The following is a 22,227-nucleotide window of genomic DNA, read 5'->3' on the forward strand; positions in this document are numbered from 1 at the left end:
GTTTAATCACCTCTGGAGTGATACATGAAAGCACTGCTCGATCTATTCAAGCAAGTACAGACGAACGAGACCTTTGACGCGATCAAGATCGGTCTCGCTTCGCCTGAAAAAATCCGTTCGTGGTCCTACGGCGAAGTTAAAAAGCCGGAAACCATCAACTATCGTACCTTCAAGCCTGAGCGCGACGGCCTGTTCTGCGCCAAGATCTTTGGTCCTATCAAGGACTACGAATGCCTGTGCGGCAAATACAAGCGCCTCAAGCACCGCGGCGTCATCTGCGAAAAGTGCGGCGTTGAAGTCACGCTGGCCAAAGTGCGCCGCGAGCGCATGGGCCACATCGAGCTGGCCTCGCCGACCGCCCACATCTGGTTCCTGAAATCGCTGCCGTCGCGTCTGGGCATGGTCCTGGACATGACCCTGCGGGACATCGAACGCGTGCTGTACTTCGAAGCATACGTGGTCACCGATCCAGGCATGACCCCGCTGAAGAAGTGCCAGATCATGTCGGAAGACGACTACGCCGCCAAGTACGAAGAGTACGGCGACGACTTCACCGCCTTCATGGGCGCCGAAGGTATCCGTGAACTGCTGCGCTCGATCGACATCCACCGCGATGCCGAGACCCTGCGCGTGGAACTGAAGGAATCGAAGTCCGAAGCGAAGATCAAGAAATACGCCAAGCGTCTGAAAGTGCTGGAAGCGTTCCAGCGTTCGGGCATCAAGCCTGAGTGGATGATCATGGAAGTGCTGCCGGTGCTGCCGCCGGAACTGCGTCCGCTGGTCCCGCTGGACGGCGGCCGTTTCGCGACCTCGGATCTGAACGATCTGTATCGCCGCGTGATCAACCGTAACAACCGTCTGAAGCGTTTGATGGAGCTGCGTGCTCCAGAGATCATCACGCGCAACGAAAAGCGCATGCTGCAAGAAGCGGTCGATTCGCTGCTGGACAACGGCCGTCGCGGCAAAGCGATGACCGGCGCCAACAAGCGTCCGCTGAAATCGCTGGCCGAGATGATCAAAGGTAAGGGCGGTCGTTTCCGTCAGAACTTGCTGGGTAAGCGCGTCGACTACTCGGGCCGTTCGGTCATCGTGGTGGGTCCACAGCTGAAACTGCACCAGTGCGGTCTGCCGAAGCTGATGGCGCTGGAACTGTTCAAGCCGTTCATCTTCAACAAGCTGGAACTGATGGGCTTGGCTACCACGATCAAGGCCGCTAAAAAGCTGGTCGAGATTCAAGAGCCGGTCGTCTGGGACATCCTGGAAGACGTGATCCGCGAACACCCGATCATGCTGAACCGTGCGCCTACGCTGCACCGTCTGGGCATCCAGGCTTTCGAGCCGGTCCTGATTGAAGGCAAGGCCATCCAACTGCACCCACTCGTCTGCGCGGCATTCAACGCCGACTTCGACGGTGACCAGATGGCTGTGCACGTTCCGCTGTCGATCGAAGCGCAGATGGAAGCGCGTACCTTGATGCTGGCGTCGAACAACATCCTGTTCCCGTCGAACGGCGAACCGTCGATCGTTCCTTCGCAGGATATCGTGCTGGGTCTGTACTACGCGACCCGCGAAGCGATCAACGCGAAAAACGAAGGCATGCTGTTCCAGGACGTGTCGGAAGTCATCCGTGCCTACGACAACAAGGAAGTGGAACTGACGACCCGCATCACCGTGCGTATCGTTGAGCATCCAAAGGATCCAGTGACCGGCGAATTCGTCCGCACCGTGACTCGCTACGAGACCACGATCGGCCGCGCCATCCTGTCGGAAATCCTGCCGAAAGGCCTGCCTTTCTCGGTGCTGAACCGCGCGCTGAAAAAGAAAGAAATTTCCAAGCTGATCAACACCTCGTTCCGTAAGTGCGGCCTGCGCGCGACGGTCGTGTTTGCTGACCAACTGATGCAGTCGGGCTTCCGCCTGGCGACCCGTGCCGGTATTTCGATCTGCGTGGACGACATGCTGGTACCGCCACAAAAAGTGACGCTGATTTCGGCCGCGGAATCCGAAGTCAAACAGATCGAGCAGCAGTACGCTTCGGGTCTGGTCACCGCCGGCGAGCGTTACAACAAGGTTGTCGACATCTGGGGCAAGACCTCGGACGAAGTCGGCAAGGCCATGATGGACCAGCTGAAAGTGGAAGACGTCATCAAGCGTGACGGCACCAAGTCGACCCAGGAATCGTTCAACGCGATTTACATGATGGCCGACTCGGGCGCCCGCGGTTCGGCGGCGCAGATTCGCCAGCTGGCCGGTATGCGTGGTCTGATGGCGAAACCGGATGGTTCGATTATCGAAACGCCGATTACCGCGAACTTCCGCGAAGGTCTGAACGTTTTGCAGTACTTCATTTCGACCCACGGCGCTCGTAAAGGTCTGGCCGATACGGCGCTGAAAACCGCGAACTCGGGTTACCTGACCCGTCGTCTGGTCGACGTGACCCAGGATCTGGTCGTCATCGAAGATGATTGCGGCACGACCAACGGCACCCTGATGAAGGCGATGGTCGAGGGTGGTGAGGTTATCGAAGCGCTGCGCGACCGTATCCTCGGCCGTGTCGCCGTCAACGACGTCGTCAATCCTGAAACCCAGGAAACGCTGTACGAAGCCGGCTCGCTGATGGACGAGGACATGGTTGAAGAGATCGAGCGTCTGTCGATCGATGAAGTCAAGGTCCGCACCCCGCTGACTTGCGACACGCGCTTCGGCCTGTGCGCCAAGTGCTACGGCCGCGATCTGGGCCGTGGCATGCTGGTCAACGCCGGCGAAGCCGTCGGTGTGGTCGCCGCGCAGTCGATCGGTGAACCAGGTACCCAGCTGACCATGCGTACGTTCCACATCGGTGGTGCGGCGTCGCGTGCGGCGGTGGCCTCGTCGGTCGAAGCGAAGTCGAACGGTACCATCCGTTTCACCTCGACCATGCGTTACGTCACCAACGGCAAGGGCGCGCAAATCGTCATTTCCCGTTCGGGCGAAGTGCTGATCACCGACGACCACGGCCGTGAGCGTGAGCGTCACAAGGTGCCGTACGGCGCGACCCTGATCGTCAAGGACGGTCTGGTCATCAAGGCCGGCACGGCCCTGGCGACCTGGGATCCGCTGACCCGTCCGATCATCACCGAGTACGCCGGTGTGGTGCGTTTCGAGAACGTCGAAGAAGGCGTGACCGTTGCCCGTCAGGTGGACGAAGTGACCGGTCTGTCGACCCTGGTTGTGATCGATGCGAAACGTCGCGGTTCGTTGACCAAAACGCTGCGTCCGCAGGTCAAACTGCTGAACGACTCGAACGAAGAAGTCAAGATCGCCGGCACCGAACACTCGGTGGCGATCGGCTTCCAGGTCGGCGCGCTGATCATGGTCAAAGACGGCCAGGCGGTATCGGTCGGCGAAGTGCTGGCACGTATCCCGACCGAATCGCAGAAGACCCGCGATATTACCGGTGGTCTGCCGCGCGTTGCCGAGCTGTTCGAAGCACGTTCGCCGAAGGACGCGGGTATGCTGGCCGAAGTGACCGGTACGGTTGCATTCGGTAAGGAAACCAAAGGTAAGCAGCGTCTGGAAATCACGGACATGGACGGCAACAAGCACGAGTTCTTGATCACCAAGGACAAACAAGTGCTGGTCCACGACGGCCAGGTGGTGAACAAGGGCGAGATGATTGTCGACGGCCCAGCCGATCCACAAGACATTCTGCGTCTGCTGGGTATCGAAGCGCTGGCGCGTTACATCGTTGACGAAGTGCAGGACGTTTATCGTCTGCAGGGCGTTAAGATTAACGACAAGCACATTGAAGTCATTGTGCGTCAGATGCTGCGTCGCGTTCAGATCGTTAATGCCGGCGACACCAACTATATCGTTGGCGAGCAGGTCGAGCGTTCGGAACTGCTGGATGAAAACGACCGTATGAATGTGGAGAATAAGATCCCCGCAACCTACGAAAACGTTCTGCTGGGTATTACCAAGGCATCGCTGTCGACCGATTCGTTCATCTCGGCCGCATCGTTCCAGGAAACCACCCGCGTTCTGACGGAAGCCGCAATTATGGGCAAGCGCGATGGTCTGCGCGGTCTGAAAGAAAACGTCATCGTTGGTCGTCTGATTCCAGGCGGGACGGGCTTGGCATTCCACCGCGCTCGCAAAGAGAAAGAGCAGTGGGAAGTGGAAGAGCGTCAAGCTCTGCTGCTGGCAGAAAAAGCCTCGATGTCCGGCGGCGATGTGGAAGCGACCGAAACGGTTGCCCCGCACGACGGCGAAGCGTAATAGAAATAAAGCGCAATATAGAACGGCACCTTCGGGTGCCGTTTTTTTATGCCCGCAGTTTAATAGTCGGATTTAATAACATTAGATACCAAAGAGAATAAAAGTAAAGGCTGCGGCTTTACCGTATCAGCCATGCACTGGGACGACAGCAACACCACAGATCCACGTAGGGCGGATTAGGCGGCACGCCGTAATCCGCCAAGCGCCGCCCACACCACCAACCGCGCGCACGCGCCGAGGGTCCTACGCTATAGTCCATGTAGCAATGGCGGACCTGACCCCGGAGTTTGCGCCAGTAATTAGTTCGTTCATGCTAATATCTGGCTCATGATTGCTCAAGCCCTCTTCACCCCCGCCCAGCAGAAACTGCTGGGCTTGCTGTTTGTACGTGTCAATCAAGGTTTCCACTTGAACGAGATCATGCGCCTGACCGGACTGGGCAGCGCCTCGGCCCAGCGCGAGCTCAAACGCCTGCACGAGTCCGGCGTCATCACATCCGAGCGCATCGGCAATGTGCGCCGTTTCAAACCCAATAAGGATTGCATCGTGTTCGGGGAATTAAGCAGCCTGGTCAAGAAAACCTTCGGCCTGGTCAGTGTGTTGAATTCGGCACTGGCACCGCTGCAGCATGTATTGAACGTGGCCTTTGTTTATGGCGCGACGGCAAAGGAACACGAGGGCATGGATACGCCCGTGGAGTTGTTGCTGATCGGGGATAACACCAGCTACGGAGAGTTATTATCCAGGCTCCCGGTCGCCGAACGTTTATTGCGCCGGAAAATCAATCCCAACCTGTATTCGATCCCCGATTTTAAGCGTCGCCTGCGCGAGCAGCAGCCATTTATTCTGCAGGTATTGCGCGAGCAGAAAATCTATGTGCTGGGCGAGGAATCCGATCTGGAAAAGGTCATCAACGAGGAAGCTGCAGTTTAATCTTGGCGGGTTAATATTCCCATCTAATATCTCACCGCCTGTTCATCTGTCCACGCGGCGGAAACCTGTCTTTGCGGGAACGATAAAGAAAACCGCGTGTATCGCCCGGCCTGGGATTCGCAGTGAATCTTTCCGCCAAACGCGGTAATCACTTGTTCGCAAAACGCCAATCCCATTCCGGTGCCGCCGCCATTATGCCGCGTGCTGTAAAACGGTTCAAAAACATGGGGCAACACATCGGCCGGTATTCCGGTTCCGGTATCGGTCACCAACAGCTTTTTATCGGCGCCGTCGATAAAGAAAGCGATCTCCAATTCTCCCTGCCCCGCCGATTTGATCGCATACAGCGCGTTCTTGAACAGGTTGTATAACACGTACACCAGCAGCACGTCCGAGCCGAAGAACGTGAAATCGTGCGCGCCCTTGACCACCACCTTGTCCCGCATGGAGCTTTCGAACGGGTAGCACGCCAGCGCCTCCTCGACGCATTTCTTGATCGAATGGTTGGCAAAATCACTACGGCTGAGCATTCCGGCCCGCGCCGAGGCCAGCATCATGTCGACCACGAAATTCGAGCGGCTGATCTCGGCGTCGATGTGCTGGGTCAGCTTGCCGAGGTAGTTCAGTTGCGCGGGTTGCAAGGTTGGCTCGATCAGCTTGTGTTCGACCGCCAGATGGTAGCCGGCCAGCAGCTCCGGCAACGACTTGGCCAGCACCCGCGACTGGCTGCGGATGGTCGCCAGCGGCGTGCGCATCTCGTGGGCGATCGAGGCGGCAACCTCCATCGGGTCGGCCAGCAGGTTGTGCCGGACCATCGCCTGGGCGATCAGGCCCAGGCTGGCGGCGACGAACAGCATTCCCGGCGGATAAAACTGCACGCCGTAGTTGCACAGATAATCGACCGACGCGAAAAAGTAAATCAGCATGCTGACCAGGCAATAGCGCAACCTGGTTTTCTCGGTCGAGACGGCCAGCTGCTGGCGGCGGTACAGCAGCCACAGGCTGCGGCCGACCACGAGCATTGTGTGCAGCAGGTGCAGCACGTGCAGCGGGCCGGCCTTGGGATAAAAGCCGAAAAAGTAAGTGTAGAGGCCGGCGATAAGCCAGTCGCTGCTCAGCAGGATCACGCCCAGCAGCGCGCCGAACAGATAGGACAGTTCGACCCAGCGGCGCTCGCTGCGCTGGGCGGTGAGTTCGGCGACGAAATGGTACAGGGTGGTCGGCATGAACAGGATCAGCAGATAGCCGAGTTTGGCCGCCGCCAGCGCTTCATCCCGGTCGCGGATCTGGAACAGGATCGCCCAAGAAAATTGCCAGCAAAAGGTGGTGGTGCAGAGCAGAAATAACGTGAGGCTGACCCGGCTCACCCCGCGCGAATGCAGAACATAGGCCCCGTAGCTCAGGAAGAGGAGCGAGACTATGGCGGGCAGGAGAGAGTGCATGAGCGCATTCAGCAGGCTTGATGATAGTCGCAGTATTGCGCGAGCCGGAAGAGGGCGCTTGTATTTCAGGCGGGTTCTTGCGATAGATCAAAGGAGTGCAAGATTGTGTCCACGCTGGCATGGCGCGTAACAAATGCGGTGAAAACACGGCAAGTTGGGCCGCCGCGATGTTGTCATCGTGGCGGCCCTTCCGGTTATCGCTGGGACGCGATCCAGCGGTCGACCTTTTCCTCCAGCAAGGCCAGCGGCACGGTACCGTCGCTGAGGACCACTTCATGGAATTTAGGCAGGCTGAAGCGCTCGCCCAGCGCCTCTTCCGCGCGATGGCGCAGCTCGACGATCTTGAGCGAGCCGATCTTGTAGCCCAGCGCCTGGCCCGGCCACGCCATGTAGCGCTCGGTTTCTGTCTTGGCGTAATCGTCGTAGCCCAGGGTGTCGCGCATGTACTGGATGCTTTGCTCGCGGGTCCAGCCCTGCGCGTGCATGCCGGTGTCGACCACCAGGCGGGTGGCGCGCAGCAGCTCGTCGTTCAGGTGGCCGAAGTATTGCGCCGGATCGTCGAACAAACCCATTTCCTTGCCCAGGGTTTCGGAATACAGCGCCCAGCCTTCGGTGAAGGCGTTGTTGCCGCCGTATTTGCGGAAGTCCGGCAGGTTCAGTTCCTGCATCAGCGCGATGTGGAAGTGATGGCCCGGCTTACCCTCGTGCAGGAACAGGGTGGTCATGCCGGTGCTGCCGTACTTGGTCGGATCGTTGACCACCGACCAGAACACGCCCGGACGCGAACCGTCGCCGGCCGGCGCCGTGTAGTGGTCGGACGCGGTGGCGCGGCTCAGTTCAGGCTCCAGGCGCAGGTCCAGTTTGGCCTTGGGCATCAAGGTGAACATCTGCGGCAGCTTGGTGTCGAGCACGTCGTTCAGCTTATGGAACACGGCTTGCACTTCCTGCTCCGTCTTGAACGGGCGGAACTTGTCCTGCGCGGCGACCCACACCGGCAAGCCCTTGGCCGGGCCGTTGTAGCCGAGCTTGGGGCCGAGCTCTGCGAACTGCTGCTGGATGCGCGCCACTTCGCGCAGACCGATGGCGTGGATCGCGTCGGGCTTGAGCGTGGTGGTGGTGGCGTTGGCCACGCGCGCCTGATACCAGGCGGCGCCGTCCGGCAGCGCGCCCAGGCCGGTCGAGTTGCGGCAGGCCGGCAGGTAATCTTTTTCCAGGAAGGTCGCCAGGCGGGCCAGCGCCGGCATGATGTCGTCGCCGACGGTCTTGCTGTAGGCGGCCGTCAGGCGCTGCTTGTCGGCGTCGCTGAAGCCGGCCGGCAGTTTCTTGATCGGCGTGTAGAAAATGCTGGCTTCCGGCGTGTCGCTGACCAGCTTCTTGAACTGCGGCAGCGCCGAGACCATGATGGCCTTCGGCTGGGTGATGCCTTTTTTCATGCCTTCGCGCATGTTGGCGATGGCTTGGTCGATCCAGGCCGGCATCTGCGAGATGCGGCTCAGGTAGGCGTCATATTCCTTGACGGTGGCGATCGGCTGCGACGCCTCGCCGGCTGCGTAGTTGGCCAGCACCACCGGTACGCTGTCCATTTGCGTGACCGGCAACAAATGCTCGGGAAAGCGCTCCATGGCCAGCAGGCCGCGCAGTTCGTAGGCGAGGATGTCGAGGTTGAGGCGGTCTTCGGCGTTCAGGTGGGCGCGCTTGATGGTCTTGAGGCGCTTGCTGAAGTCGCGGTACATTTTGAACTGCAGCGCGCGCTTGCCCGGCGAGATGCTCAGGCCGAGCTGGTCGTCGTAGCGGTTGTCGCCGTTCTCGGTGGCGCCGATCGGCTCGTAGCGGGCGACGGCGTCGTAGTATTGGTCGGCGATGGCCAGCAGCGCCTGGTGCGCCGGCGTGGCGCTGACCCGTGGCACGGCGGTCTCCGGGGCCGCGATGCTGTTGCTGATTGGAACGAACACCAGCGCGAGCGCGGCCGCGACGCTGGCAAGACGGGATGCATGCTTCATGTTTTGTTTCCTGGTCAATGATAACTCTGGCGGCGACTAGCATAAGGCATAGCGTCGACCGGCCACGAAACAAATTGTATCAAGCCAGATCAGGAGGGATTCGTCTGAAACACGTAGGGCGGATTAGGCGGAACGCCGTAATCGGCCATGCATGCGCAATCGGCGGCACATGCATGGCCGATTACGCTTCGCTAATCCGCCCTACGTGATTTAGATAACGCTGACAGTGAGGTTAAGCAGCCGCTTCCGCGAAGCGGCTCTCATATAACGCCGCCACCAAATCCGATTGCGTGATGATGCCGGCGAAACGCTGCTCGGCGTCGACCACCGGAATGTGGTGGAAGCCGGAGTCGGCCATCAACGGCACCAGGTCGACGATGGGCGTGTCGAGCCGCGCCGTGGTGGGGTGGTGCGTCATGATCTGGCCGACCACCTCGGCTTTTTCCGTGTGCGTGACGCCGCTCTTGCGCAGGAAGCGCCGCAGTTGCCGGCGGATGTCGCCATAGTTATCCAGGCCGCCATGGTCGAGGAAGTCGGTTTGCGTGACGATGCCGATCACCCTGCGCGCGCGGTTGAGCACCGGCAAGGCCGCCACGTGATGGCGCCGCATCAGCTGCCACGCCTGCTCCAGGTCGGTGCCGAACTCGGCGCTGACGATGTCGCGCGACATGATGTCCTCGCAGTTGATGATGCCGAAGCGGCGCTGGTAGGCGCGCTGCTCGGTCTGCATGAACAGCGATTCCAGATCGTCGCGGCTGATGTCGAGCACCTGGTCGTGCTGCTTGAGCACGGCGTCCAGATCCTCGGGCTTGAAGCCCAGCCGCACCGTCGGCACCGCGTCTTTGGTGCCGTGCGGATTCGGATGGGCGGCTTGCTGCGTGTGCGGATAGCGGCGCCCGGTCAGGTTGTTGTAGACGATGGCCATGCCCGTCAGCAGCGCGGTGTTGACCAGCACCGTCGTCAGCGCGAATTCAAAACCGGCCGCGTGCACGGCGGGGCCGCCTATGACGGTCGTCAACGCCACCGCGCCGCCGGGGGGATGCAGGCAGCGCAGCGCGAACATGGCGGCGATGGCCGCGCCGACGGCCACGCCGCACAGCATCGGCAGCGGCAACGATATGGCCGAACCCGCGCCCAGCCAGCGCACGCAGGCCGCGCCCACCAGTCCGCTGACGACGTTGCCGCCGATGGCGGACCAGGGCTGGGCCAGCGGGCTGGCGGGCAGCGCGAACAGCAGCACGGCCGAGGCGCCTACCGGCGCGACCATGAAGATGGTGGCGCTGCTGGGTTCGAGCAGGAAGTGGCTGAGGATGGCGGTGGCCAGCAGGCCGCACAGGGCGCCGATGGCGGCACGCAGCTGTTCGGCGCCGCTGGCGGTGGTGGGGCTGGGCAGCCAGCGGTCCAGGAAAGCGCGCATGGGGCTTAATGAGTATTTTAAATGAGCATTATCCCATGCCGGGCCGGCTCATGCACGCACGTTGCACCTTATTGGTGCGATTCGTGGTGGGACACCAGCTCCAGCGGCAGCGCCGTCGTGTATTTGATCTGTTCCATCGAGAACGCCGACGACACGCCGGTCAGCTGGCCGACCTTGATCAGGCGCTTGTAAAACGCGTCGTAGCCGTCGATGTCGGTGGTAACGACCTTGAGCAGGTAGTCGACGTCGCCGCTCATGCGGTGGAATTCCTGCACTTCCGGCAACGCCATGACGGCGGCGGCGAAGCGGTCGAGCCACTTGGCGTCGTGCTGGCCGGTGCGCACGCTGACGTATACCGTCACCGGCAAGCCGACTTTGCGGCGGTTGATGATGGCGACGCGGCTTTCGATATAGCCTTCCTCCTCCAGCCGCTTGACCCGTTTCCAGCAAGGCGTGCTGGACAGGCCGACCTTTTCGCTGAGCGCGGCGATCGACAGCGTGCCGTCGGCCTGCAGCGCCGCCAGGATGGCGCAGTCGAATTTATCGAGTGAATTCATGTGGAATGTGGTGAAAAAGAAGAATGAACATCCTGCACTCTACCAGAATCAGGGATGGGGCCTCCGGGGAAAAGTTGATTTCTACCGGATTGATCCGTAGTTAAGCATGATCATGCTAAGACATGGGTCAATAGTGGACTATTTTGGCATACTTTCACCCTTCCGCTTGGGTAAACTGTTCAGCTGACCGATCCCTCCTCGCAGCGAACACCATGACCACTGAAATCTACCTCGACGGCAATGCCACCACCGCCGTTCTGCCCGCCGCCATCGGCGCCGCCATCGACGCCATGGGCCAACGCTTCGGCAATCCCAGCAGCACCCACGCCACCGGACTCAAGGCCAAAGCCATGCTGGACCAGGCGCGTGCGTGCGCGGTGCGCCTGCTGGGTGTCGGCGACGGCCGCCTGATGTTCAACAGCGGCGCGACCGAAGGCATCCAGACCGCGGTGCTGTCGGCGCTGGTCGCCTTGCGCGAGCGTCGGGAGCGTGGAGAGGTCGTCGGCAGTCTGCTGGTCTATGGCGCCACCGAACACAAGGCCGTGCCGGAAAGCCTGGCGCACTGGAATCGTTTGCTGGGCTTGAATCTGACCCTGCACAAATTGCCGGTCGACGCAGACGGCGCCCACGATCTGGCGCTGCTGCGGCAAGTGGCCGGCTCGGCCGCGCTGATCTGCACCATGGCCGCCAATAACGAAACCGGCGTGGTCAGCGATCTTGACGGTATCGAAGCGGTCATCAGGGAAACCGGCACGGCCGCCTACTGGATGGTCGATTGCGTGCAGGCGCTGGGCAAGCTGAGCCTGGACCTTGCCGCCACCCGCATCGACTACGCGCCATTTTCCGGCCACAAACTGTACGCGCCCAAGGGCGTGGGCATGTTGTACCTGCGCGCCGGCGCGCCGTTCACGCCGCTGATCATGGGCGGCGGCCAGGAATCGGGCCAGCGTTCCGGCACCGAGAACATGGCCGGCATCGCAGCGCTGGGCGTGGTGCTGGCCGCGCTCGAACGTGGCGACACTTTCCGCAGCCATGACGAGCTGTGGGGTTTCCGCGCGCGCCTGGCCGACAGCCTGCGCGCCGCCTTGCCCGGCGTGGTGTTCAACAATCCGTTCGAGAAGGCGTTGCCGACCACGCTCAACTTCTCCGTGCCCGGCCTGTCGAGCCGCGAGCTGATGGACGTGTTCGACGCCGCGCAAGTGCGCGTCAGCGCCGGCAGCGCCTGCTCGTCGGCCAAGGCCGCGCCCAGCTACGTGCTCGACGCAATGGGCGTGCCGCTGTGGCGCAGCGCCGGCGCCATCCGCATGTCCTTCGGTCCGCTGGCCGACGAGGAGATGATCGCCGCCGCCTGTGCCCGCATCGAGCGCTGCGGCGCCGCGCTGCGCGCCAGTTGCCTGATCCCATCGGAGCGTGACGCCGTGCCGCACGACGGCTTGCTGCAACTGGGCGTCGAAGGCGCGTGCAGCTGGCTGGTGCTGGACGCGGCCAGCGGCGCTTGCGTGGTCATCGATCCGTTGCCGGAGATGACATCGCGCATCGCCTCGTATGTGCGCTGCCAGAACTATCGGGTGCTGGCGGTCGTCGGCACCGTGTCCGACGCCGGCCGCCAGTCCTTGGTCGATGCATTGGGCGATCACTATGTCGCCGGTTCCGTGGACGAGTTCGGCTGGCCGGCCGCGACCTCGCTGGCGGTGGCGTTGGAGGACGGCGCGGCCGCGCGCGCGATCGGGCTCGGCGCGCAGGTGTTAGCCAGCGTTGCCGCCGGCGCCGGCGACGCTTCCCGCGCGTATCTGCTGGGGGTTGCCGACGGCGATCGCTTATCAGCCTCGGCTGTTCACTTCGCGTTCAGCGCGGGTTCGCGGGATCCGGCATTGGAGGCCGTCAGCGGCCCGCGCACGTTGCTGTGTCCAACCCGCGATGACCAGAATCAGTTTTGCGCGAGCATGACGAAGCACTCGCCGGCAATGTTGACTGCCGAGGCGCAACTGGTTGCGCCGTCCGACATGCAACTCGATAGCGCCGAGCTCGACGCTTTCTTGAGGGCGCATCCGGACGCCGTGCTGGTCGATGTGCGCGAGGCTTACGAATTCGCCGCCAACGTCGTGCCCGGTCCGGGAGGCCGTGTCGCGCATAGCGTACCGTTGAGCCGCCTGGCGGGACAGGCCAGTGTATGGTTGCGCGGCGAACAGCGGCCGCTGGTATTTTTCTGTCGCAGCGGCAATCGCAGCATGAAAGCCACGCAATGCCTTCGCCGCCTCGGCCACGATCAAGCCTACAGCCTCAGCGGCGGCCTTGCGTTGGCCGCGTGACCGCGCGCAGTTGGCGGATTGCGCTTCGCTAACGCCCTACGTGGTTGCGATGAATGCAGGCTGCAACTTAGCCACGGAGACACGTAGGGCGGATTAGGCGCAAGCCGTAATCCGCCAAGCGCCGCCCACCTCGCTGCGGCGGACGCGGCCACACCGCAAAATGCAAGTCACCCAAGGGCCATTCGGGCCCTTTTTATTTGCCTGGAATCCACCAACACTCAGCTGTATGTTCGTCACCGTACAGTGCCTTGTCGTGCGCCCCAGTACGATGCCTTAGCACATAATTTCCCATTCGCAGATTCGTCGCGCCCGTAGCCGGAGCGCGGCCGCGTCTCGCATGCAACATAGCGAGGTATAAGTTGAAAAAGTCCAATCCCCTAATGCCCGACCTGACGCTCGGCTTCCGCGAATCGACAACGGCCTCCCTGGTCTCCGACGAAGACGACGAAGACCTGCCCTTACGTGCCGAGCTCTTCAGCGCCGCGCAAATGGGCGCGCACGGCAGAACCCTGGCGGCACACCACGAACTGAGCACGCGCGGCGGTCCCGACCAGCTGCTGTCGCGCCTGTCGGAGAACGCCGACTTCATCAACACCACCTGCGACGAACTGACCGAGGCCGTCAAGGCCGGCCGGCAGATCACGCCCGCCTCCGAATGGCTGCTCGATAACTTCTACCTGATCGAAGAGCAGATCCGCATCGCCCGCCGCCACCTGCCGAAGGACTACAGCAAGGAGCTGCCGCGCCTGAGCCGCGGCGCGCCGGAGGGCTGCCCGCGCGTCTACAAGCTCGCGCTGGAAATCATCTCGCACGGCGACGGCCGCGTCGATCCCGAATCGCTGTGCCGCTTCGTCGCCGCCTACCAGGAAATCGCGCCGCTCAAACTGGGCGAGTTGTGGGCCATCCCCATCATGCTGCGCCTCGCGCTGATCGAGAACCTGCGCCGCGTGGCCGTGCGCGTGGCCGACAACCGCGCCGACCGCGACCTGGCCAACAGCTGGGCCGACCAGATGACCGAGGTGGTGGAAAAAAATCCGAGCGGTTTGATTTTGATGGTGGCCGACATGGCCCGCTCCAATCCGCCGATCACCAGCGCCTTCGTCGCCGAACTGGCGCGCCGCCTGCAGGGACAAAGCTCTGCGCTGACCCTGGCGCTGTCGTGGATCACGCACCGCCTGGCCGAATCGGGCCACACCATCGAACAGCAGATCCAGGCCGAGATCCAGCAGCAGGCGGCCGAACAGGTGTCGATCGCCAACAGCATCGGCAGCCTGCGCTTCCTCGGCACCATGGACTGGCAGGAGTTCGTCGAGACCATGAGCGTGGTCGAACAGACCTTGCGCCAGGACCCGGCCGGCGTCTACGGCCGCATGGAGTTCGCCACCCGGGACCAATACCGCCATTCGGTCGAGAAGATATCCAAGCATTCGCGCCTGTCGGAAGTCGAAGTGGCGCAGCATGCCTTGCAACTGGCCGTGGCGCACGCCAACAGCGGCGATGAGCGCCACAGCCACGTCGGTTTCTACCTGATCGGCGACGGTCTGGCCGCGCTGGAAAAGCAGACCGGCATGCGCCGTCCGTGGCGCGAGGTGTTCCGCCACACGTCGGGCGCCTCGCCGCTGACGTCCTACCTGGGCGCGATCGCCGCCATCACCTTCGTCGCCACCGCGCTGCTGCTCGAACGCGCCGCCTTCCACGGCGTGAACGGCATCGTGCTGGTGGCGTTGGGCGTACTGGCGCTGCTGGGCAGCAGCCAGCTGGCGCTGAGCCTCGTCAACTGGGTGACCACGCAGATCACCCGTCCCAATCCGCTGCCGCGCATGGACCTCGACGACGGCATTCCGGCCGAGGGCAGGGCGCTGGTGGTGGTGCCGACGCTCGCCTACAGCAAGGACAACATCGAAGACCTGTGCGAACAGCTGGAAGTGCGCTTTCTCGCCAACCGTGATCCGAACCTGGTGTTTTGCCTGCTGACCGATTTCGCCGACGCCCCCGCAGAGACGCTGCCGGGCGACGCCGCGCTGCTGGAGCAGATGCAGTACCGGATCGAACAACTCAATCGCAAGTACGCCGTCCATCCGAGCGGCGACCCGGCCACGCCTTTCCTGCTGTTGCACCGCCCGCGCCTGTGGAATCCGCAGGAAGGCGTCTGGATGGGTTATGAACGCAAACGCGGCAAGCTGCAGGACCTGAACCGCTTCCTGCGCGGCGGCGCGCGCGACAAGTTCTCGGTGGCCGTCGGCGACATCAGCCAGCTCGAAAGCATCAAGTACGTCATCACGCTCGATACCGACACCCAACTGCCGCGTGACGCGGCGGCGCAGTTCATCGCCACCATGATGCATCCGCTGAACCGCCCGCGCGTGGACGCGGCGCGCGGCTGCGTGGTCGAAGGCTACGGCATCCTGCAACCGCGCGTGGCCGTCAGCCTGCCAAGCGAGAACGCCTCGCACTACGAAAAACTGTGCGGTGGCGAGCCGGGTATCGACCCGTACACACGCACTGTGTCCGACGTCTACCAGGACGTGTTCCTCGAAGGCTCCTTCATCGGCAAGGGCATCTACGATGTCGACGTCTTCGAGCAGGTATTGGGACACCGTCTGCCCGACAACCAGGTGCTCAGCCACGATCTGCTGGAAGGCTGCTATCTGCGCGCCGGCTTGCTGAGCGACGCCCAACTCTATGAAGAATATCCGAGCCGCTACAGCGATGATGTCAGCCGCCGCCAGCGCTGGATACGCGGCGACTGGCAGCTGATCTCCTGGCTGTTCGGCCGCGTGCCGGGCCCCGGTCGCAAGCGCGAGAAAAATCCGCTGTCGCTGCTGTCGCGCTGGAAGCTGTTCGACAATCTGCGCCGCAGCCTGACCGCGCCCGCGCTGGTGCTGTCGTTGATCGTCGCGTGGCGCTGGCTGCCCGACCCGTGGCTGTGGACCGGCGCCGTGCTGACCGTGATCTTCCTGCCGCCGTTTGTCAGCGCGCTGCACGACGTGCTGCACCGGCCCAAGGACACCTTATGGAGCCAGCATCTGCGCGCTACCATGCGCCGCACCGGCCTGCAGTTCGCGCACGCGGTGCTGATGCTGGTGTTCCTGCCGTACGAAGCTTACTTCAGCCTTGACGCGATCGCGCGCAGCATCTACCGCATGATGGTGTCGCATAAGCACATGCTCGAGTGGCGCGCCTCGGCGCTGTCGCGCGCCGCATCCGGCAACGCCAGCACCTGGGTCAGAATGTGGCCGGCGCCGGTGCTGGCGTTGTTCGTCGGCGGCATGCTGCTCGGTTGGCGTCCCGCCAGCCTGGCCCCGGCCGCGCTGTTCCTGCTGGCGTGGCTGGTGGCGCCGGCCGTGGCGGACTGGATCAGCCGTCCGATCAAGCGCAAGGACGCGCAGCTGTCGCCGGAGCAGAACGTGTTCCTGCACAAGCTGGCGCGCCGCACCTGGGCTTACTTCGACCGCTTCGTCGGTCCCGACGATAACTGGCTGCCGCCCGATAACATGCAGGAGCATCCGGTGCAGGTCATCGCCCACCGCACCTCGCCGACCAATATCGGGATGGCGCTGCTGGCCAACCTGAGCGCCTGCGACTTCGGCTACATCACCGTGTCGCAGCTGATCGCGCGCACCGGCGCCACCCTGGACGCGATGGATAAGCTGGAGCGCCACCAGGGCCACTTCTATAACTGGTACGACACGCAAACCCTCAAGCCGCTGCACCCGATCTACATTTCGACGGTCGACAGCGGCAACCTGGCTGGCCACCTGCTGACGTTGCAGCCCGGTCTGACCGGCATGTTCGACCAGCCGGTCCTCGGTCCTCAGATCATCGACGGCATGCTGGCCACCGTGCGCGTGCTGGAAGAGACGCTCAACGACGCCGCCACAGCGAGTGCGCCGGCCACCAGCGTCGCTGCATCCGCAACCTCCGCCAACGCCGATGGCGACGCCGACAAAGTCGCGCCGTCCATCGCCGGCCAGGGTGTCGAATCCATCGCCACGCCGCCGGACCTGGCGCCGCTGCTGGCGCTACTGGCCGCGAAGCCCGACCCCACCCATCTGCAGCAGTTGAACGGATGGCTGATCCTGGCCGCGCAGGCCGCCGAAGCGCTGCACGCGCAGGTCGAACCGCAAAGCGACGCCGCCATGTGGAGCGCCTCGCTGGTCCGCCAGAGCCATGCCGCCCTCGACGAGCTGGCCCTGTTGACGCCATGGGTCAACCTGTCGGCCGATACCGTGTTCGACACCAGCATGACGCGCGTGCCGACCCTGCGCGAACTGGCCAGCCTGTCCCACGCCAGCGCCGCCATTCCGGTGACCGACCTGGCGCCGGCCGAGCGCGAACGCCAGCAACAACTGGCGCAGCTGCTTGAACAGGGCAGCGCCGCCGCGCATGAGCGCATGCGCGCGCTGGCCGAACTGGCGCAGCGCAGCTGCGGGTTCGCGCAGATGGAATACGGTTTCCTGTACAACGAGACCACCAACCTGCTGGCGATCGGCTACAACGTCAGCGAGCGCCGTCTCGACGCCAGCTACTACGATTTGCTGGCGTCCGAAGTGCGCCTGGCCAGCTTCATCGCCATCGCCCAGGGCCAGCTGCCGCAGGACCACTGGTTCGCACTGGGCCGCCAATTGTGCATCGTCGCCGGCAAGCCGGTGCTGCTGTCCTGGAGCGGCTCGATGTTCGAGTACCTGATGCCGCTGCTGGTGATGCCGAACTATCCGAGCACCTTGCTCGACCAGACCTACAACGCCGTCATCGACGCGCAGATCGACTACGCCAAGCGCCGCGGCGTGCCGTGGGGGATTTCCGAATCCGGCTACAACACCGTCGACGCCAGCCTCAATTACCAGTATCGCGCCTTCGGCGTTCCGGGCCTGGGCCTGAAGCGCGGCCTGGCCGACGACCTGGTGATCGCGCCGTACGCCACCATGATGGGACTGATGGTGCAGCCGGAAGCGTCCTGCCTGAACCTGCAGAAGATGGCGGGCCTGGGCTTCATGGGCCGCTACGGCTTCTACGAGGCGATCGACTACACCGCTTCGCGCCTGCCGCGTGGCCAGAGCTGCGCCGTGGTGCGCTCATTCATGGTCCACCACCAGGGTATGGGCTTGTTGTCGCTCAGCTATCTGCTGCACGACCGGCCGATGCAGCGCCGCTTCGAATCCGATCCGCTGCTGCAATCGACCTTGCTGGTGCTGCAGGAACGCAGCCCGCAGGCCGGCGCCTTCTATTCCAACACCACCGAACTGGCGGCGCTGCGTTCGACCGTGCCCGATCAGCAGGCCGCGCCGATGCGCGTGCTCACCCAGCACAGCACACCGGTTCCGGAAACGCAGCTGCTGTCGAATGGCCGCTATCACGTCATGGTCACCAACGCCGGCGGCAGCTATAGCCGCTGGCGCGACCTGGCCGTGACGCGCTGGCGCGAGGACAGTACCCGCGACAACTGGGGTAACTTCTGCTACGTGCGCGACCTGGACGACGGCCAGTTCTGGTCCACCACCTATCAACCGACCCTGGTCGACCCGCGCAAGTACGAAGTGATCTTCTCGGAAGGACGCGCCGAGTTCCGCCGCTCCGACCGTGGCCTGGACCTCTACACGGAAATCGTGGTCTCGCCGGAAGACGATATCGAACTGCGGCGCACCCGCATCACCAACAAGAGCGACAGCGTGCGCACCATCGAGGTGACCAGCTACGCCGAGGTGGTGATGGCGCCGGCCGCCGCCGATGCCGCCCACCCGGCCTTCAGCAAATTGTTCGTGCAAACCGAGATCCTGCGCGACCAGCAGGCGATCCTGTGCACGCGCCGCCCGCGCGGAGGCAACGAGGCCATGCCGTACATGCTGCATTCGATGACGGTGCATGACGCGCCGGTGGTCGAGGTGTCGTTCGAAACCGACCGCTCGCGCTTCCTCGGTCGCGGCAACACCGCCGCCGCGCCGCGCGCGCTGCTGGAAAGCGGCCCGCTGGACGGCGCCGAAGGCTCCGTGCTCGATCCGGTGGTGGCGATCCGCTACACCATCACGCTCAAGCCCGACCAGATGGCCACCGTCGATATCGTCACCGGCATGACCGAGCAGCGCGACGCCGCGCTGCACCTGATCGACAAATACCAAGACCGTCACCTGGCCGACCGCACCTTCGAACTGGCGTGGACCCACAGCCAGGTCGTGCTGCGCCAGCTCAACGCCAGCGAGGCGGACGCGCAGCTGTACGGCCGCCTGGCCAACTCGGTCATCTACCCGAACGCCGCGCTGCGCGCCGACGTCGGCACCCTGGTCAAGAACCATCGCGGCCAGTCCGGCCTGTGGGCCTACGCCATCTCCGGCGACCTGCCGATCGTGCTGCTGCAAATCCGCGACCCGGCCAACATCGATCTGGTGCGCCAGATGGTGCAGGCGCACGCCTACTGGCGCCTCAAAGGCCTGGTGGTCGACCTGGTGATCTGGTACGAGGACCAGTCGGGGTACCGCCAGCTGCTGCACGAACAAATCATGGGATTGATCGCTTCGGGCATTGACGCCCAGGCGGTCGACCGTCCGGGCGGCATCTTCGTGCGCCTGGCCGACCAGATATCCAACGAGGACCGCATCCTGCTGCAATCGGTGGCGCGCGCCATCCTCAGCGACAGCCGTGGTCCGCTGGCCGAGCAGATCAAACGTCCCGGCCCGCAGTCGATGCGCATGCCGCCGTTGCTGGCGGACGGACGCGGCGACTACGGCGACGCGGTTCCTGCCGCCCGTCCTGCGCGCCCGCTGATGCTGGAAAACGGCATCGGCGGCTTCACACCGGACGGCCGCGAATACGTGATCACCACCCGCGAGGGCCAGCGCACGCCCGCGCCGTGGTCCAACGTGCTGGCCAACCCGCAGTTCGGCACCGTGATCTCGGAAAGCGGCCAGGCTTACACCTGGCATGAGAACGCGCATGAGTACCGCCTGACGCCGTGGCACAACGATCCGGTCAGCGACGCCAGCGGCGAAGCGTTCTATCTGCGCGACGAGCAGACCGGCGAGTTCTGGTCGCCGGCAGCGCTGCCCGCGCGCGGCGCCGGCGACTACGTCACCCGCCACGGCTTCGGCTACAGCGTGTTCGAACATAGCGAGAACGGCATCGCCACCGAGATGACGACCTTCGTCTCGACCGACGCGCCGATCAAGTACACGGTGCTCAAGGTGCGCAACGATACGCTCGTGGCGCGCAAGCTGAGCGTCACCGGCTACGTCGAATGGGTGCTGGGCGATATGCGCTCCAAGTCCGGCATGCACATCCTGACCGAGGTCGATCCGGTCAGCGGCGCGATGTTCGCCCGCAATCCGTACAACACCGAGTTCACCGGCCGCGTTGCCTTCTTCAATTGCGACGCCAGCCTGCGCTCGATCACCGGCGACCGTGGCGAGTTCCTGGGCCGTAACGGCTCGCTGGCCGCGCCGGCCGCGTTGCGCCGTTCGCGCCTGTCCGGCAAGGTCGGCGCGGGGCTCGACGCCTGCGCCGCCATCCAGGCGCCGTTCGACCTGCTGCCGGGCCAGGAGCGCGAGATCGTCTTCGTGCTCGGTGTCGCAGGCCGCCGCAACGCCGACGCCAGCGGCATGGTGCAAAAACACCGCAGCGCCGGCGCCGCGCAGGAGGCCCTGGCCGCCGTTCACGCGCACTGGGAAAAGACCCTGGGCGCGGTGCGCATCGAGACGCCGGAACCGGAGCTCGACGTCATCGCCAACGGCTGGCTGATGTACCAGACCATTGCCTGCCGCATCTGGGCGCGCAGCGGTTACTACCAGTCCGGCGGCGCCTTCGGCTTCCGCGACCAGCTGCAGGACGCGATGGCGACCATCCACACGCAGCCGCACCTGCTGCGCGACCAGTTGCTGCTGTGCGCCGCCCACCAGTTCCTGGAGGGCGACGTCCAGCACTGGTGGCATCCGCCGTCGGACCGTGGCGTGCGCACGCACTGCTCGGACGATTATCTGTGGCTGCCGCTGGGCGCCTGGCGCTACGTCGCCAGCACCGGCGACATGAGCGTGCTGGAAGAAAGCCTGCCGTACCTGGAAGGGCGCGCCGTCAAGCCGGAAGAGGATTCCTACTACGACCTGCCGAGTCGTTCGGGCCAGAGCGGAACCTTGTACGAGCATTGCGTGCAGGCGATCCGCCACGGCCTGCGCTTCGGCGAACATGGTCTGCCGCTGATCGGCTCCTGCGACTGGAACGACGGCATGGACAAGGTGGGCGAGCATGGCAAGGGCGAGAGCGTATGGCTGGCCTTCTTCCTGTGCGAGGTGCTGCAACGCTTCGCCGACGTCGCCGACATGAAGGACGACGCGGTGTTTGCCGCCGAGTGCCGCGAGGAGGCCAGGAAGCTGGCCGCCAACGTCGAATTGAACGCCTGGGACGGCGAGTGGTATCGCCGCGCCTATTTCGACGACGGCACCCCGCTCGGCTCCCACACCAACGAGGAATGCCAGATCGATTCGATCTCGCAAAGCTGGGGCGTGCTGTCCGGCGCCGCCGATCCGGCGCGCGTGCGCGGCGCCATGGAGCAGGTCAACCAGCGCCTGGTGCGGCGCGATTCCGGCATCATCCAGTTGCTCGATCCGCCGTTCGACAAGGCCGGCCCCAATCCCGGCTATATCCGGGGCTACGTGCCCGGTGTGCGCGAGAACGGCGGCCAGTACACCCACGCCGCGATCTGGACCGCGATGGCGTTCGCCCGCCTGGGCGACACCGAGCGGGCATGGGAACTGGCGCGCATGATCAATCCGGTCATGCACGGCGGGACGGCGGAGGGCACGGCCAAGTACAAGGTCGAGCCGTACGTGGTCACGGCCGACGTCTACGCGGTGGCGCCGCACGTCGGGCGCGGCGGCTGGAGCTGGTACACCGGCTCCTCGGGCTGGATGTACCGTCTGATCATCGAGTCCCTGCTTGGACTGACGCGCAGCGCGCAACAACTGACCTTGGCGCCGCGCATGCCGGCCGGCTGGAACAGCTTCACGCTGACCTACCGTTACGAGACCTCGTCATACGTGATCCGCGTGCTGCATGACGATGGATCCGGTGTCAGCGCCAACGCGGTGCCGGTGCTGACGGTCGACGGCGTGCCGCAACAGGAACAGGCGATCGCGCTGGTCGACACGGGCATGACGCACCAGGTGGAACTGCGGTTGCCGGCGCGGTCTGCCATTCCCGGGGAGGAACGACTGTAATCGTTTACTCAATTTAGTGCGCGAATGTCTGAATAGACAATGAAAATCGAATTTGTTGGTCATATTGCCGTCATGCATAGTTGGCAGAATTTTAGGATTCCCAACCGCTGAA

At 63.6% G+C, this 22,227-nt stretch carries 8 protein-coding genes; 4 read left to right on the forward strand and 4 right to left on the reverse strand.

Translation table 11 applies throughout. The features are described from left to right. Positions 1–24: 24 nt before the first annotated feature. A complete protein-coding gene (gene rpoC, locus NHH88_03475; protein USX14866.1) occupies positions 25–4,257 on the forward strand; it encodes a DNA-directed RNA polymerase subunit beta' in 4,233 nt (1,410 codons plus the stop codon). A gap of 327 nt (positions 4,258–4,584) precedes the next feature. Continuing rightward, positions 4,585–5,190, forward strand: coding sequence for an ArsR family transcriptional regulator (locus NHH88_03480; GenBank protein ID USX14867.1), 606 nt, complete (start codon positions 4,585–4,587; stop codon positions 5,188–5,190). A 23-nt stretch (positions 5,191–5,213) separates the two neighbouring features. Here NHH88_03480 and NHH88_03485 read toward each other — a convergent pair whose 3' ends face one another. From NHH88_03485 to NHH88_03500, 4 genes are all read right to left on the reverse strand, one after another. After that, positions 5,214–6,632 carry an ATP-binding protein gene (locus NHH88_03485; protein ID USX14868.1) on the reverse strand — a complete coding sequence of 473 codons (1,419 nt, stop codon included), beginning with the start codon at positions 6,630–6,632 and terminating at the stop codon, positions 5,214–5,216. A gap of 194 nt (positions 6,633–6,826) precedes the next feature. Further along, positions 6,827–8,632 carry a DUF885 domain-containing protein gene (locus tag NHH88_03490; protein ID USX14869.1) on the reverse strand — a complete coding sequence of 602 codons (1,806 nt, stop codon included), beginning with the start codon at positions 8,630–8,632 and terminating at the stop codon, positions 6,827–6,829. Positions 8,633–8,864: 232 nt separating this feature from the next. Next, entirely contained in the window at positions 8,865–10,049 is a 1,185-nt protein-coding gene (locus tag NHH88_03495) for an HPP family protein (protein USX14870.1), read from the reverse strand. Between the two features lie 68 nt (positions 10,050–10,117). Next, positions 10,118–10,606 carry an Lrp/AsnC family transcriptional regulator gene (locus tag NHH88_03500; GenBank protein ID USX14871.1) on the reverse strand — a complete coding sequence of 163 codons (489 nt, stop codon included), beginning with the start codon at positions 10,604–10,606 and terminating at the stop codon, positions 10,118–10,120. Between the two features lie 212 nt (positions 10,607–10,818). Here NHH88_03500 and NHH88_03505 point away from each other — a divergent pair, with 212 nt between their 5' ends. Together NHH88_03505 and NHH88_03510 are read left to right on the forward strand one after the other, a co-directional pair. Beyond that, entirely contained in the window at positions 10,819–12,915 is a 2,097-nt protein-coding gene (locus tag NHH88_03505) for an aminotransferase class V-fold PLP-dependent enzyme (protein ID USX14872.1), read from the forward strand. 380 nt (positions 12,916–13,295) lie between these two features. Continuing rightward, positions 13,296–22,115, forward strand: coding sequence for a cyclic beta 1-2 glucan synthetase (locus NHH88_03510; protein USX17521.1), 8,820 nt, complete (start codon positions 13,296–13,298; stop codon positions 22,113–22,115). Positions 22,116–22,227 lie beyond the last annotated feature (112 nt).

Source organism: Oxalobacteraceae bacterium OTU3CAMAD1, from assembly GCA_024123915.1.
Lineage (GTDB): Bacteria > Pseudomonadota > Gammaproteobacteria > Burkholderiales > Burkholderiaceae_D > Rugamonas.